Below are 14,875 nucleotides of genomic sequence, written 5' to 3'. Positions count from 1 at the left end.
AGGTCCTTGTTCCTGCCACCGCCGGAGGCACTTCCCAGGTGAAGAAGCGTATCGGGTCCTACCCACGCGTCCGCATCGAGGGCGGTGGCCGTGGGGTGGTGTCACAGGCCGGGGCCGTGCTGCTGGTCGAGACGGTCCGCAAGGCCGGGCTGGACCAGGCGATATCGGCGGCGCTCGCGCCGTGGCGACGGCCGCGGGCGGTGCACGATCCGGGCAAGATCCTGCTGGACGTGGCCCTCGCGGTCGCGCTGGGCGGGGACTGCCTCGCGGATGTCGGGACGCTGCGGGCCGAGCCCGGCGTGTTCGGGCCGGTGGCCTCCGACCCGACGGTCTCCCGGCTCGTCGACGCCCTCGCCGCAGCCGGGCCGAAGGCCCTGTCCGCTATAAGGGCCGCTCGGGCCGAAGCGCGTGAGCGCGTCTGGAAGCTGGCCGGCGCTGCGGCGCCGGATGCCGCGGGGCAGGTGATCGTGGACCTGGACGGGGTGCTCGTGCTGGCCCACTCCGAGAAGCAGGACGCCACCGCGACCTGGAAGAAGACCTTCGGACACCACCCCCTGATGGGCTTCGTCGATCACGGAAGCGGCGGGAGCGGTGAGCCGGTCGCCAGCCTGCTCAGACCGGGCAACGCAGGCAGTAACACCGCCGCCGACCACATCACCACGGCTGGGCTCGCCTTGGCGCAACTGCCGAAGAAGTACCGGCGCGGACGCCGGACGCTGATCCGTACCGACTCCGGCGGCGGCACCCACGAGTTCGTCGCCTGGCTCGCCCAGCGCGGACGGTGGCTGTCGTACTCGGTCGGCATGACCCTCACCGAACAGATCCACCAGGCCGTACTCAAGGTCCCCGCCCCGGCCTGGACGGCAGCGATCGAGCCCGGCGGCGAGATCCGGGACGGGGCCTGGGTCGCCGAGATCACCGGCGACTGCCTCAAGGGCTGGCCGAAGGGAATGCGGCTGATCGTCCGCAAGGAACGGCCCCATCCCGGCGCCCAGTTGCGCATCACCGACGCTGACGGACTGCGGCTGACCTGCTTCGCCACCAACACCACCGACATGCCGATCGCGGCACTGGAGCTGCGGCACCGCCAGCGAGCGCGAGCCGAGGACCGCATTCGGGCCGCGCGGGCCACCGGCCTGCGCAACCTGCCCCTGCACGACACCGCACAGAACCAGATCTGGCTGGAGATCGTCCAGCTCGCCCTGGACCTGCTGGCCTGGATGCCGATGCTCGCTCTGACCGGCGAAATCCGCAGGTGGGAGCCCCGCCGTCTCCGGTTCCGCCTTCTCTCCGCCGCCGCCCAGATCGTCACGACCGCCCGCCGCCGGCACCTGAGGTTCGCACGCCACTGGCCCTGGACCGACGTGATCACCGACGCGCTGGCGCGGCTCGAAGCTCTCCCAAACCCCGACTGACCAGCACGTTCCCGTCCCTGCGAGCAGCATCACCCCGACCGGAGCCGTGGAATCCGGCGCCCACCCGACGCGACAGCCGGGCCATCAGCGTGCCCGCCACCGACCCGAACAACCGAAACGGCCCGCCGAAGAAGCCGACGGACCGTCACGAAAGATCGAGGCTAACTGAACCAACTTCGGTATCTATGCAGGTCAGTGACCTTTTGGCATAAGCCACAGTTAGTCCGTCCATGACCGAGCCACGCACGACATCCCGGGACCTGGCCGCCCTGGTGATCCCTCAGCAAGGACATCTGCAGGAGACTGACGATCCTTGGGAGCCGTACCAGTTGGTCGATCCCAGGGGGCAGGTCGTGGAAGCAGTCGCGGCCTACTTTCGTGATCTCCAGGGTGCCAGTTCTCCAGCGACGACTATCCGCTCGTACGGGAATGATCTTTTGAGATGGTTCCGGTTCTTGTGGGCCGTTGATATCCCCTGGGACCGAGCAGCCAGGACGGACGCCAGAGATTTCGCTCGCTGGCTGCAAACTGCGGACAAGCCGGCCCGTGCGCACTGGCGGCGTAAGGGCGACTCGGATGCGGGCGGCGTTCCATTGCCAGCGCCGCGATCAGGCCGCGCGGAGCCCGGAAGCCCTAACCCTGTTACGGGGAAAACGAGTCCGGGACGCAAGTACGCGGCGGCGACCCGGGCTCATTGTGAAACAGTTGTCCGGATCTTCTACGACTTTCACCTCGAGAGCGGGAGCGGGCCGATCATCAACCCGTTCCCGCTACATCGATCGAGGAAGTCGGGTCGCGCTCACGCCCACCAGAACCCGATACAAGAACAGCGCAATGAACGGCAGGGTCGTTATCGTCCGAAGGTTCCGAAGAAGTTGCCGCGCCGGATCCCTGATGACAAGTTCAATGAGATCTTCGCTGGGCTGAAGTCGAACCGCGACCGTGCACTCCTCGCCTTCTAGGTCTCCACGGGCGCTCGCTCAGAAGAGCTGCTGACCTCACTACAGCGCGACGCCGACCCTGGACAGCAGATCATCGGGGTGATTCGTAAGGGGAGCCACGAATATCAACAACTCCCCGCTTCTGCTGACGCTTTCGTGTGGCTGCGCCTATATCAAGAGGAATCATGGAGGGCAGGGGTGCCGCGCGGGAGAAGAGACCACCTCTGGTGGACCCTGAGGAGGCCCTGGCGCCCACTCAACTATGCCGCGGCCCGAGCCATGTTCAATCGGGCCAACGAACTCGTTGGCGCGAACTGGACACTGCACGACCTACGGCACACCGCGGCATACCGCATGGCTCAGGACCCTGCGATCTCACTCACCGATGTTCAGTGGGTGCTCGGCCACGCGAAGCTGACAACCACTCAGATCTACCTGTCACCCAACTGCGACGAGGTAATTGAGAACGTCATTGCCCATCACGTCCGCCAGGCACGCAAGCTCACTGCGCCGGCACCGCCCCCTCCACCGGGTCCAGGCTATAACCCGGTCTCGCTCGACGTCCTCTTCGGACGGGCCTGATGGAAACCAAGATCAGTTCATCCGCTGCCGCCAGCACTGCGGCCACTGTTAATCGAGCCGTGAAAATGTCCGGCGTAGCCCTGGACATCCTTCGCAAGAAGTTCCCTGCACGGCCTGTTCCGAACGAATGGCACACCTCGGCGCTGTCTCGCACTCAGGTGTTGGACCTGCTTTCCGCACCGCCCTTCAGCTACGGAACGAGTGGCAGCCACCAGTCCCGCCTGGGTGCAGTTCGGGCGATCCTGATGTGGCTGGAGTCATTTCCGGGTGAGAGTTGGCAGGTACGCTGGCAAAACTCAAGAGCCGAAGAAATACCTCACGCCGAACTGCCACGGGCAATTTCCGACTGGTTCCTACAGCGCAGGAAGAGATTCAAGCGCGACAATCTCGGGACCGGCGTCTTGGTGCTTGCCTGCGCTGACGTCATCCGCGTGAATCCCGGCTGGCTGCTGTCGCGTGGATCGAATCTACGCGAAATGATCTTCAAGACGCGCGACCCTCTTGGCTTCGAAGATCTCCGCAAGGTGTCACAGCTGGATGATGAGTGGGAACAGCGAACGGCGCGCTGGGCTCAGCGGAAGATCGCGGCGATGATGGCCCTCAAAGGCGGCGGCGTCACGGACATCACCGTGGGAGACTGCCTTGAGTTGCTGGATATTCCTGGGAAGTCGCCTTCCTGGCGGTATACGGGAAACTCTCTTCTCTACTCGTGGCTACATGCCCTCGGGTGCTTCCCACCGGATGCCCCGACGAGCCTAAGGGGCATTCGACTCCAGTCCGGCCAACTCACCCCGGAACAGCTCGTCGACCGGTTCCCCCTGGACAATAAGCCGGTTCGCGACCTCATCGTTGACTACTTGAAGGAGCGGCAACCCGGAATTGACTACAGCACCCTGGAGAAGCTCTCCCGGACGCTCGCCCAAAATTTTTGGCGAGAGGTAGAAGAGATCAAGCCGGGCATTAATTCCCTGCGGTTCGACGCCGACGTCGCGGCGGCTTGGAAGGAGCGGATCCAGACCAAAATCAGCCGCGTACGAAAGTCAGACGGAAGCTCAGTCGAAGTCATCAGCCCTCGGATGGGTGCACGGCATGAGATGCTCCTGGTGAGAGCGTTCTATCTCGATATTTCCCAGTGGGCTGCACACGATCCAGCGCGGTGGGGCCCATGGGCCTCACCATGCCCCATTAGCGACTCCGAAGTTAACCTGCGGAAGGAAGCTTCGCACCGCAAAGCGAGATTGCACCAACGCACCCGAGAACGATTGCCTGCTCTCCCCACTCTGGTGAGCGGCGTGGCTGAGCATCGCAAGTCGGCAGAGAGGCTTCTTGTGGCAGCGCAGCGAACGCCTCCTGGCGGCACATTTTGGTTCGACGGAGATGAGTTCCTTGTTCCTCCTGGAAACCGCATTGACACTCGCGTCCTCGAATTGAAGACAGGGTGCCGGCGTAACCTAACCCACGAAGAGCATTGTGCGTTTTGGACATGGGCCGTGGTTGAGCGAGGAGCTGCTGGAACTCAGCCACCACAGCATCACCCAGTACCGACTACCAACGACTGACGAACTGGTTCCACTGCTACAGATCGCCCCGTCGAAGACCGATGAAGAGCGCGTGCTGCTCGTGACGCCAGAACTTGCCGACGTACTCAGCACAGTGGTCAGTCGAGTCCGCGGGCCAGCAGGGGCAGTTCCGATCATCCCGTGCTACGACCACCTGGAGAGGGTTTGGAACTCTCCTATGCCCCTGTTGCTGCAAAGGAAGTTTGGCGGCGAAAATAGGCCTCTTACCCGCCAGACCATCAACAACATGCTAGATTCCGCGCTAGGACGCGCTGGAATCGTTGATGTAACCGGAGAGCCGATCAAGTACCGGCCGCATGATTTCCGGAGAATGTTCGTCACGGAGGCGGTGATGAACGGTCTGCCACCGCACATTGCCCAGGTGATCTGCGGCCATAAGAACATCAACACGACAATGGGTTACAAAGCCATTTACCCGGCCGAAGCGATCGAGGCGCATCGTGCCTTCATTGCCCGCCGTCGCGCCTTGCGACCCAGTGAAGAATACAGGACCCCAACTCCAGAAGAGTGGGATCAGTTCCTTGGGCACTTCGAAAAGCGTAAGTTGTCCATCGGAACGTGCGGTCGGGCATTCGGCACTTCCTGCATCCACGAGCACGCCTGCGTCCGCTGTTCAATGCTCCAGCCGGACCCAGCACAGCGACCCCGTCTCGTCGATATTCGCGACAACCTGATCGCCCGCATTGCGGAGGCTGAACGAGAAGGATGGCTCGGCGAGATCGACGGACTTCACGTAAGCCTTGCCGGCGCCGAGGGAAAGCTCGCCCAGCTCGATGCTGAGGCGAGACGTCTGGGGGGCACAGTGAGCCTCGGCATGCCCACCTTCAGTCAGATCGCTGACCAAGACGTCGGATAGATGACCGAGACCTGCGCGCGCCCCTGAAACACGCATGCCGACGAGGCGCACAGGTCACTACCGTGATGGGCGGGCATCCACATGGAGAGCGCGGAGACTACGCAAGGGCGGGCAACATGAAGCAAGTTGAGCTCGTCATAGTGCAGTTTGAGGGGGTCAAGAGAGTCATAGAGATCGGCCGAGTGCCGGCGAAGTGAAGGGACCCTGACGAGCGCAGTCCCGAGCGGCGGCGGGCGGACGGCGAACCAGGCCAGCACAGGCCGCTCCTTCGGATCACCTGCAGGCGTGATCTCCGGCGCACACTTTGGTGCGGATTCCCCCGCCCCCGTGTTAGGGAAACAGTCAAGTGACCTCGGCGATAATATCGGCAATTATTTTGGCGGCCTCGTCGCGCGTGATGTAGCCCAGGCGTTCGGCCTCATAAACTCTGGCGATTCGGTCTTTCACGCCCTGCGGCAGCGTTGCCCCAGTGCCACTGTCGTCAAGTTTGCGTCTTTTTGGATCTCTCCACTCGCCCGTATTTCCGTTCCATATGGCATAGGGGTATCGGTCTTTGATCTGCAGATACACCTTGGTGACAGCCTCAAAGAGGCTAGGAAAGAAGAGGTTGGGCGACCACGTGTTATACCCGTTCTTTCCGCCTGGCGGAAATTCTCGAAGTACATACTCTATATGCGAATTGGAAGTATCCGCCGAGATTGCATCCAGGGTCCAGTCATCTGCCTGGAATCTCCACCACTTTGCATTGAATGGCTGCCATCTCCAACGTTGGGGGTCGTCCGAACCATCCACGTGAGCGTGTACCCCCTCAACGAACTGCATGTAGGAAGGGTGAGGTGGTACTCCACCGAAGGTATTTGTGAAATCTGGAACGTTCGTCATATCCCCTATTATGAATCGGATTTGTCGGTTCCGCTCCTCGGCGCCAAGGGTAGCTGCCCTATCCTGTCGCGATCGATGTCGAGGGCTAAGGGGTGTCCCGTAAATGATCTTTGAGTCGCCCTGGGCAGGGTCGGTCGCGGTGCGATCCGCTCGCCTATCCGGCGATGGCGAGGTTGAGCATCCGGGCGATGCCGAGCATGGCGTGGTGGACCCCGTCGCCTTTGAGGCGGCAGTCGCGGAGGATCTTCCAGGTCTTCATGCGGGCGAAGGTGTGCCAGACACGGGCTCGGACCTGCTTGTGGGACTTGTTGTGCGCCTGCTTCCAGTCGGGCAGGTCTTCGCCTTTGCGGCGGCGGTGCGGCATGACGAGTCCGGTTCCGGGGTAGCCGCCATCGGCGATCGTAAGTGTTCTGCCGACGGCGGCTTTCGCTCCGGATTCCTCCCATGCCTTGCAGTCGTTGCGGTTTCCGGCAAGCGGCCGGCCGACTGCGACGACCAGGCGGGTGTAGGCGTCGATGACGATCTGATGGTTCGTGGAGTAGCGGTAGTTCTTGGACTGCTCTGCCACGGCGTGGTCTCGGGTGGGCACGAGAGTGCCGTCCACGATCAGCACGGTGTCCTTGGCGAACCGCTTGCGGGGCTGCAGGGCGAGCATCGGCCCGAGGTGGTCGATGATGCGGTCGGCCGCCGACTTTGAGACCCCGAAGAGTGGAGCGAGCTGGCGGATCGTCAAGTTCGTGCGCCAGTACGCCGCCACCAGCAGTGCCCGGTCCTCCAGCGGAAGGCTCCACGGTCGGCCCTTGCGGACCGCGTCCGCACCCTCGCGCCGCAGCACGGTCACCAGCTTCCCGAAACAGCGCGGGCTCAGCCCGGTGAACGGGGCTATCCAGGACGGCTCCGACGCAGTGATCACACCAGCCACACCAAGATCATCTCACCCGTGACCAGCAGTTACGGGACAGCCCTTAGCCGCGCTTGGGCGGCTTCTGCCACGAACTCTGCCGAGCAAGATCCGTTCTGTGTGAGCGCACCGCGTCATGCTCCCATCCAACAACTGCACCACGACGTACTCCCGCCGAAAGAGATGTCCTGCAGTCCGCCTTCTTCGTGCCGATAGATGGCCCCCACCTTCTGCAAGTGCTTGTGGAACGCGGATCCGACTTCCTCGGGATAGACGCTCTTATTGCACGAACCACAAGAGCAGTACGCCTTGCGGGTTTCCAGTCATGATGCGATGAATGCCCGACCCACGGCATTAGGGCCTCCTAGGAGTTCCACGAGGACCATCGCTTTTCATTCCATCTCGAGAGCCGCACTGCGCATCCTGAGCAGGTGCAGGCTCGGGGATCAGAAGTCGACGGGGGGTGATGGGCTTAGGCCCATGTGCTGCACGGTGGGCTGGGCTGCGCGGGATCGTGACCAGGTTCAGGCAAAAGTAGTGCTAATCGGCTTCGACGAGGCGCTGCGAGTTCACATCCACTCGGAACGCTGTGCAAATCTCGTCCAAGCGAGATTCGAGCGCAGTCTGGGGGACATCGTATGTGCCAACCGTGGCGCCTTCGGATGCTACGGGAACGGGGTCGTGTTCTGGGTCCGTCCTCACTACGGCAGCCAAGATTGTTCCGTCAGCGTTGGAAAGTGCTGTGATTCTCATGCTCCACTCACCCAAATTACGCTAGCTCGATAGATGTTCCCTGATGACACGCGCACCGTTAGAAGATCTGTATGGGCTAGATTATTGTCGGAGGTCGTAACACGCCTGAGAATCTCTACACCGTTTTCATTTGCCTGGAATGGGCGGAAAGAGAACTCCCAATGATGCTCGCGTTCGGCGTCCCGGAACGCCCAGGTTACTGTTGTTCCTCCCGCTTGAAATACGTCTTTCCATCGATGTCCTACGCCTGTTGACACTTCACTCTCCTAAATCTTTTCCGTGCCATATCGGTCGAGGAGCTCCGCCGCCTGGACCGTCAACTGTGCCTGGTTTGCCTCCTGGGCGAGTTCGCGCTCGGAGTTGATGTGACGGCTGCGTGGTTGGTGGTAGCTTTCGGGGTACAAGTACAGCCCCCTTTCCTCCTCAGGCTTGTCTTCCTCCGGGATGATTCGGTTTTGGGCAGCGTAGGGGTCCTTGCGCACCCCTGTGACTTGCCATGACACCTTGACATTGGGCGCGTCGGTCCTGATCGAGAATTGGTTTTTATCGACTTCCTCGGCAACAATCGCCTGCGCGAACTGCCCGATGCACGTCAGCTGATAGGCGAAATCCTGATTGAGTGCGTCGAAGTAGCTGGGGAGCGGCACTACCGCGTCGCCATTGTCGTCTGTTTCGACGTTTCCGGAGTAGACATTGAGCATGTCGGGTGATTCGACGAACGAGTGGACTAGGTACTTATTCTCCGGATCGAGCGGGTGATCGATCTTGAATCCCCCAGAACCCTTCGTCAACGCGCCTTCCACATGGACCTTGCCGGAGAAATATCCCGCATAGCCTTCGACGCTTCGACCCCAGATTCCATAGGCTATCGCCCCTCTGTCCGCTTGACCCATTACGCCCGAGTTGTTCACAGCTTGTCCGTAGCCGACCACACCCGTGGGCACTGCGCCGTCACGCAGGGTCAAACCTTGGACACCGTAGGTGTGGCTGACCCCCCAACAACCAAGCTGCCCGATTCCGCAAGCACCTACCCCCATCGGATGACCGTTTGGTGGGAGCGCCTGATTTCGACGATTTACGATGACCAGTGTCTTACCGAGCCTGTCATTTTCGAGGGATGTCTCGTGTTCGCCGGCATTCTGAGATGTGCCGAAACGCATCTGACCTACTACCATTTGAACCCTCCTTCGAGGTGCGGGCTTAGAGCCAGCCCACGCTAACTGAGCCCGCCCTCTGTCTGCGCGGCGGACGCCGGTGCTAAATTGCTTCCGGTTCTCGCTGGCGACGAAGGTCGTGCACCTTGGATTCAGGGCACCGTATTGCTGTTCCCAGCGGGGCGAGTCCGAGATCGAAGAACGTCGGGGCCAGTGCTTGCTTCTACCTGTCCCGTAATCCGCGGCGGGTGCACGGCGACAGTTACGGCGCCTTGCCGAATTGTCGGAATGCCCTGATACGCCCGGCACGAGGACGCCCCTCCGTGTTCCGATGCACGGCATCTGACGCCGCCAATCCACCGGGGATTACGGGACAGCTCTTAGTGTGATGCGCCAGTGAAGATGGACGTTGCCGTCTGGGCGTAATCGCTGCGGAGGCCTTGAGCATGCAGCACCTGGATCACCGTGGGTCTCCCCGTGATGTACGGGGCAGGACCTCTCTATCAGGGTCACCCAGCTAGCGGCCATTCGCATCTGGGCCACGAGCAGGGAGAACGGGTGGTCGGACGGACCTTTGCGGGGGACGCGCAGGTTAGCGTGTTGACTGGTCGAGGCGGGCGGAAGGTAACGTGACAGGGGTGAGAGAAGAATCAGCTAAGACTTGTCCCGCAAACTGCCTGCTCAGGGCCTGATGGCGTGATCGAAGCGTGATCAGTGAACCCGGCCAGTCTGGTGTGATGAGGTATGTCCTGTTTGATGTCGATGGCACGTTGATCGACGCGGTGGACAATCAGCGCCTTGTTTGGCGAACGTGGGCAGAGCGATACGGACTGGACCCCGATGAGGTCTACCGGGTGGCACTGCGGACGAGGCCGATGGAGACCTTTGCGCAGGTTGCTCCGGACCAGGACCCCGGGGAGTGCCTTGCCGCACTGCACGAGCTGGAGGACGAGGACGTCCGCTCCGGCGCTTATGCCGCCTTCGGCGGAGCCTCGGAGCTGCTGAGTGCTCTGCAGCCCGGGTCCTGGGCACTGGTGACTTCGAACTATGAGCACCGGGTGCGGGGACGCTTCGCACGGACGGGCTTGCCAGTCCCGGAGGTCCTCGTGGATGCGGCCGCCGTGGCAGAAGGCAAGCCGTCGCCGGTGCCGTATCTGCAGGCAGCCGCGCGACTTGGTGCCAAACCGGAGGACTGTCTGGTCATCGAAGACGCCCCTTCCGGGGTGGAGTCCGGGCTCCGTGCCGGGATGACGGTGTGGGGTGTCAACGCCCCTGCGGCGGTGGACGGCGTGCATCGTCACTTCGGCAGCCTGCGCGAAGCGGTCCGCGACGTCCTTGGCTTCGCGTCCGGACCCCGCCCTCACGGGCTGGAGGGCTCAGCCGCGGTGAAATGATCTTGACGTGGCTGGTGTGATCACGGCGTCAGAGCCGTCTTGGATAGTCCCGTTCTCCGGGCTGAGCCCGCGCCAGTTCATGAAACTGGTGACGGCGCTGCGTCGCGAGGGGGCCGACGCCACCCGCCGGGGCAGGCTGTGGAGCCTGCCGCTGGCAGACAGGACACTGCTGGTCACGGCGTACTGGCGCACAAACTTGACGATGCGCCAGCTCGCCCCACTGTTCGGCATCTCCAAGTCCGCTGCCGACCGCATCATCGACCACCTCGGTCCGCTCCTGGCGCTTCAGCCTCGGCGCCGCTTCGCGAGAGACGCCGTGCTCATCGTGGACGGCACCCTGGTACCCACCCGCGACCACACGATCGCCGAGCAGTCCAAGAACTACAGGTACTCCACCAACCACCAGGTGGTCATCGACGCCGATACCCGCCGGGTCGTCGTGGTCGGCCGGCCTCTACCGGGCAACCGCAACGACTGCAGGGCGTGGGAGCAATCCGGCGCCAAAGCCGCTGTCGGGAAGACTATGACAATCGCCGATGGCGGCTATCCGGGCACCGGGCTCGTCATGCCCCACCGCCGCCGCAAGGGCGAGGAACTCCCCGACTGGAAGCAGGAGCACAACCGCTCGCACAAGCAGGTCCGCGCCCGCGTCGAGCACACTTTCGCCCGAATGAAGACCTGGAAGATCCTCCGTGACTGCCGTCTCAAGGGCGACGGCGTCCACCACGCCATGCTCGGCATCGCCCGCCTGCACAACCTCAACCTCGCCGGATAAACGAACGGGTTCCACACCGGCCGACCCGTCCAGCTCGACTCGAAGATCTTTTGCGGGACAAGCCTTACGAGCTCGTGCATGGTTGGCGATGAGACGTCGAAAGGTGCAGGTCGGCTCGGTGGTCACTGTGGCTGACGGGCCCCGCGGGTGGCGGTCTGCTGGTGTGAGAGCAGTCCGGCGATGGCTTGGATCGTGTCGCTCATGTGCTCGCGGCGGCCCAGGTGCCGTGCGAGGGCTCGCCAGTTCTTGAGGTGTGCGATGCCGTGCTCGACGCGGATACGGCGGGAGGAGTGCGCCTTGCGCTGGCGTTCGTAGATCTCTTCGTACCAGTCCGGCGGGTTCTTCTTGAACTTGCGGTGTGGTGGCGTCACGATGCGGCCGCCGGTCTGGGCGCCCAGGCCCTGGTAGCCGGCGTCGGCAAGGATCTCCACGAAGGGTCCGTCGGTCAGGTGCTTGACCACGCCTAACTGTCGGGCGTGGGTAATGTCGGCGCAGCTTGCCGGCTGGGCTGGACTGCAGAACAGGAGTCTGCCGGTGGCGTCGGTGAGGACCATGGTCTTGACGGCGTTCTGCTTGTTCTTGCCGGAGGTGAACTTGTCCCGGTCCTTGCGGCCGACGGCGGGCCTGCGGACCCGGATTTCGGTGCCGTCGATGATCCCGGTCTGTCCGCTGGCGCCGAGGTGGTCGAGACCTCGGCGAGGGTGCGGAGCCGGATGCCTGCCGCGATAGTGCAGCCGCGGGTTGCGAGCAGCGGCCGCACCTCGCCGATGGCGCGGGTGATCGTGGAGCGGTCGACGTCGAACCAGCAGGCCAGCACGTCGTGAGTGGCACCGTGGCGGAGGTGGATGAGCGTGGCCAGGAGCCGGTCGATGAACGCCAGCCGGTGCTTTGCGCCGGCGCCGATGGCCCGCTTCCGCGGCCTGGACTCCAGTCTCGCCTGGTGTCGTTCATGCCATAACGGACCTACCTCGGCGATGAGTTCGGCGATCACGTTGGCCGAGAGCCCTGTGATCCTCTGATCGCTGATGATCGCTGCACGAGTCCCGTTCCCCACCACACGAACATGATCAGCGATCACGATCCAGCGTCGCACCGCCAACCATGCACGAGCTCGTTAGGGCACTAGCAAGTGGGCATGTCGGCCGTGGTGAAGTCGCCTACGGGAGTGAAAAGACTGGCTTCGTACCAGTAGTTGCCAGCGGCGGTCTTGAGCCAGAGTTGACCCTCATCGTCCCTTGCGTTGCACTCAAAGTCGTAGCTCTGGCCGGTGGGCAGGAACTGCCCACCGGTCTGTGGCGGCCCGCCAGGCTTCCCAGCTGACGGAAGGGTGGGGATCTGATCGCCCTCCAGGTAGAACGGAAAGGTCGAGCGGTGGTCGGAGTCAAAGAGGCCGTGATAGGCCCATGTTCCGGTCGGCAGTACGAGAGCCACGCCCAGGGCTGCCCACAGCCACCGCACCCGTTTGTCGGGGGTGTCGGCAGTCGCCGCCCTCTCGATGACGAGGAAGAGCGCCGCCACCAGCATGCTGAGGACGACCATCACCCAAAGAGGGAGGTCTGCGGCGCCAACGATGACTCCCACGCCTCCCGAGACCAAACCGATGACTAGTGCCGTCGCATCTCGTCGTGCGGGCGAGGCGAAGAAGCGCCGCACTTCAGTCGTGAGGCGGACAGAGAGCGAGGCCAGTGGGTTACCCGCGTCGTCCGTCGAGTCGTCTGGCAATTTGCCCTCCCCGGTCTCTACCGGTCTAGGACTGCTTCCAGGGCCTTCTTGATCTCGAGGATGGCCTCTCCAACAGTGGGGATCGCGCTGATCAGACTCTCGAAGAAGTCGTCGATGGTCTTGAGTAGCTTGGCCAGCTGTTTGCGAGCTCGCCGCCAGAGGGCGCGGCGTTGTGGATCTGGATCGTCGGGCGGATTTGTAGCGTTGAAGGTCGGATCGTCATCCAGATCGGGCCCCGTCGGCGGACCAGCTTCACGAGCAAGTTCCCAGGCTCCATAGGCGTGAGCGGCGGCCCAGTCGACGACCCTGAGCTTCAGCTGGAGGCTCTGCCCGAGCAGCCCCACACGATTCAGGCCAGCCTCTAGCTGCTGAACACGTTCGCCACCCTCGTTAAGGCGTAGGGCGTTGGTCACTTCGCTGTAGGCGCCGCGCTCGTCAAGCTGCATCAGCGCGGTCTGAAAGCCTTCTCGGAGCGGTTCAGGGACGAGCGGGCCCTGCTCTTTGACGATGTCGTACATGAGTCCACGGAGGCGCTGCACGCGAATGGCGAGTTCTCGACGGTCTGCGATCGACACCTGGTCACCTCCGACCAACTGACATCAGTGACCCTATGCCCACGTTATGGGCCGATGGAGGCCGACGCATCCCGGCGCGTTGCGGCCGAGGTGCGGCTCCGAAGATGGCTCAAGCCGGTTAGTTCGGAGAAGGATGACGGAGGCCAACGAGTGCGTCGCGCCCCGGCTCGGCTTGCCGGAGCTGCCCATGGTGGTCTGGCCGGAGCCGTCCGAGGAGGACGGGCGGGGCGGGATCCACTGGAAGGCCCCCGCGCTCCTCGACCACGCCGCCGGGCGGCCCTTCATCTGGGTCGACGACGAGATCACCGGCGCCGACCGGGCCTGGATGGCCGACCGGCACCCGGGCCGGGCGCTCCTGCACCGGGTCGATCCGGGGCGGGGGCTGACGGAGGCCGACCTCGGCGTGTTGCGGGCCTGGTTGCGCTCGGAGTAGCCGCCGACCGGCACCGCGCAGGCCCTGGAGGAGATCACTGGCCGAGGAGCGTCTTCAGCGTCTGCGCCGTCGCCCGGGGGAACGCGGTGTTCCCGTTGTGACCGCCGGGGAACTCGACCGGTTCCACGCCCAGCCGCGCCGCCAGCGCCAGCGCGCAGCGGTAGGTGTGGACCGTCCGCCGGGTCGTCCGTCCCGTCGCCGCGACGATCCTCGTACCGGCACGCGCCGCGGCCCGTACCGGCTCCGCCGGGTCCAGGGCGTCCGTGGTGACGGCCGTGAACTCCGTTCCGATGAAGAAGCCGAAGTTGGCCCGTCGGCGCGGGGTCAGCGGCTGGGGGATGAGGCCGCCCTCGGTCTCGTCGTGCGCGGGGTCGATGCCCAGGTGGCGGGCGATCGCCGGGAACGCCGCCGGCAGGCCCCCGGCCGCGTAGACGTCCTGGATGGCCGTCAGTTCGGCGATGTGCTCCGCGCGGTCCGCCCCGGCCAGCAGGTTCGGCATCACGGGCTCGTGTGCGATCAGGGTGCCCAGCAGGCCCGGGTGGCGGACCACGGCCTGGAGGCCGATCGCGGCGCCCATGCTGAACCCGGCCATCAGCGCCGGCCCGTCGGTGACCTCGGCGAGCAGCCGGGCGACGTCGTCGGCGTGTTCGGCCATGGTGACGGGCCCGGCGGGGTCGTGGAGGGTGCTGCGCGACAGGCCGCGGCGGTCGTACGTGACGACCGTGAAGCTGTCGGCCAGGTGCGGGACGAGGTCGACCGTGCGGTCCGCGTCGCCCTCGCCGCTCTGGGAGAGGAGGAGGACGGGGCCGCTCCCCTCCACCCGGAAGTGGAGGGTGGCGCCCGGGACGGCGAGGGTGCGGGTGACAGCGGTGGTGGCGGCGGTGGCGGTCGTGGGCATGGCGAGTCCCCCTT

At 64.0% G+C, this 14,875-nt stretch carries 13 protein-coding genes and 3 pseudogenes; 8 read left to right on the top strand and 8 right to left on the bottom strand.

What is annotated here, in order from left to right:
- The first annotated feature begins 38 nt into the window (after nucleotides 1-38).
- From OG594_RS42890 to OG594_RS42870, 5 genes and pseudogenes are all read left to right on the top strand, one after another.
- Nucleotides 39-1,415, top strand: coding sequence for an IS1380 family transposase (locus OG594_RS42890; RefSeq protein ID WP_266594891.1), 1,377 nt, complete (start codon nucleotides 39-41; stop codon nucleotides 1,413-1,415).
- A 230-nt stretch (nucleotides 1,416-1,645) separates the two neighbouring features.
- Entirely contained in the window at nucleotides 1,646-2,377 is a 732-nt protein-coding gene (locus OG594_RS42885) for a site-specific integrase (protein WP_266607799.1), read from the top strand.
- 15 nt (nucleotides 2,378-2,392) lie between these two features.
- Nucleotides 2,393-2,938, top strand: a pseudogene (locus tag OG594_RS42880) (site-specific integrase); the annotation flags it as partial.
- Nucleotides 2,938-4,497, top strand: coding sequence for a hypothetical protein (locus OG594_RS42875; RefSeq protein ID WP_266607798.1), 1,560 nt, complete (start codon nucleotides 2,938-2,940; stop codon nucleotides 4,495-4,497). The pseudogene OG594_RS42880 and the gene OG594_RS42875, both read left to right, overlap by 1 nt.
- On the top strand, nucleotides 4,433-5,374 hold the full coding sequence (locus tag OG594_RS42870) for a site-specific integrase (RefSeq protein WP_266607797.1): 942 nt from the start codon (nucleotides 4,433-4,435) through the stop codon (nucleotides 5,372-5,374). Before OG594_RS42875 ends, OG594_RS42870 begins: the two co-directional genes overlap by 65 nt.
- A gap of 342 nt (nucleotides 5,375-5,716) precedes the next feature.
- Here the strand turns inward: OG594_RS42870 and OG594_RS42865 are convergent, their stop codons facing one another.
- The 3 genes from OG594_RS42865 to OG594_RS42855 form a co-directional block, all read right to left on the bottom strand.
- A complete protein-coding gene (locus tag OG594_RS42865) occupies nucleotides 5,717-6,256 on the bottom strand; it encodes a hypothetical protein (protein WP_266607796.1) in 540 nt (179 codons plus the stop codon).
- 154 nt (nucleotides 6,257-6,410) lie between these two features.
- On the bottom strand, nucleotides 6,411-7,178 hold the full coding sequence (locus OG594_RS42860) for a transposase (RefSeq protein ID WP_266607795.1): 768 nt from the start codon (nucleotides 7,176-7,178) through the stop codon (nucleotides 6,411-6,413).
- A 998-nt stretch (nucleotides 7,179-8,176) separates the two neighbouring features.
- Nucleotides 8,177-9,085 (bottom strand): hypothetical protein, encoded by a 909-nt coding sequence (locus OG594_RS42855; RefSeq protein ID WP_266607794.1) that lies wholly within the window; start codon nucleotides 9,083-9,085, stop codon nucleotides 8,177-8,179.
- Nucleotides 9,086-9,771: 686 nt separating this feature from the next.
- Between OG594_RS42855 and OG594_RS42850 the strand changes: the two genes are divergently transcribed.
- Both OG594_RS42850 and OG594_RS42845 read left to right on the top strand, forming a co-directional pair.
- Nucleotides 9,772-10,458 carry an HAD family phosphatase gene (locus OG594_RS42850; RefSeq protein WP_266607793.1) on the top strand — a complete coding sequence of 229 codons (687 nt, stop codon included), beginning with the start codon at nucleotides 9,772-9,774 and terminating at the stop codon, nucleotides 10,456-10,458.
- A gap of 7 nt (nucleotides 10,459-10,465) precedes the next feature.
- A complete protein-coding gene (locus OG594_RS42845) occupies nucleotides 10,466-11,233 on the top strand; it encodes a transposase (RefSeq protein WP_266607792.1) in 768 nt (255 codons plus the stop codon).
- A 122-nt stretch (nucleotides 11,234-11,355) separates the two neighbouring features.
- Here the strand turns inward: OG594_RS42845 and OG594_RS42840 are convergent, their stop codons facing one another.
- From OG594_RS42840 to OG594_RS42825, 4 genes and pseudogenes are all read right to left on the bottom strand, one after another.
- Nucleotides 11,356-11,871 (bottom strand): transposase family protein, encoded by a 516-nt coding sequence (locus tag OG594_RS42840; RefSeq protein WP_266608863.1) that lies wholly within the window; start codon nucleotides 11,869-11,871, stop codon nucleotides 11,356-11,358.
- 152 nt (nucleotides 11,872-12,023) lie between these two features.
- A pseudogene (locus OG594_RS42835) lies at nucleotides 12,024-12,224 on the bottom strand (transposase family protein); the annotation flags it as partial.
- 131 nt (nucleotides 12,225-12,355) lie between these two features.
- Entirely contained in the window at nucleotides 12,356-12,955 is a 600-nt protein-coding gene (locus OG594_RS42830) for a hypothetical protein (protein WP_266607791.1), read from the bottom strand.
- 17 nt (nucleotides 12,956-12,972) lie between these two features.
- Nucleotides 12,973-13,530, bottom strand: a complete 558-nt coding sequence (locus tag OG594_RS42825; protein ID WP_266607790.1) for a hypothetical protein — start codon at nucleotides 13,528-13,530, stop codon at nucleotides 12,973-12,975.
- Nucleotides 13,531-13,663: 133 nt separating this feature from the next.
- Here OG594_RS42825 and OG594_RS42820 point away from each other — a divergent pair.
- Nucleotides 13,664-13,963 (top strand): annotated as a pseudogene (locus OG594_RS42820) (hypothetical protein); the annotation flags it as partial.
- 34 nt (nucleotides 13,964-13,997) lie between these two features.
- Here the strand turns inward: OG594_RS42820 and OG594_RS42815 are convergent.
- On the bottom strand, nucleotides 13,998-14,861 hold the full coding sequence (locus OG594_RS42815; RefSeq protein WP_266607789.1) for an alpha/beta fold hydrolase: 864 nt from the start codon (nucleotides 14,859-14,861) through the stop codon (nucleotides 13,998-14,000).
- Nucleotides 14,862-14,875: the final 14 nt, after the last annotated feature.

The organism is Streptomyces sp. NBC_01214 (assembly GCF_026340975.1).
Lineage (GTDB): Bacteria > Actinomycetota > Actinomycetes > Streptomycetales > Streptomycetaceae > Streptomyces.
This window is presented reverse-complemented; position numbering and strand designations above follow the sequence as displayed.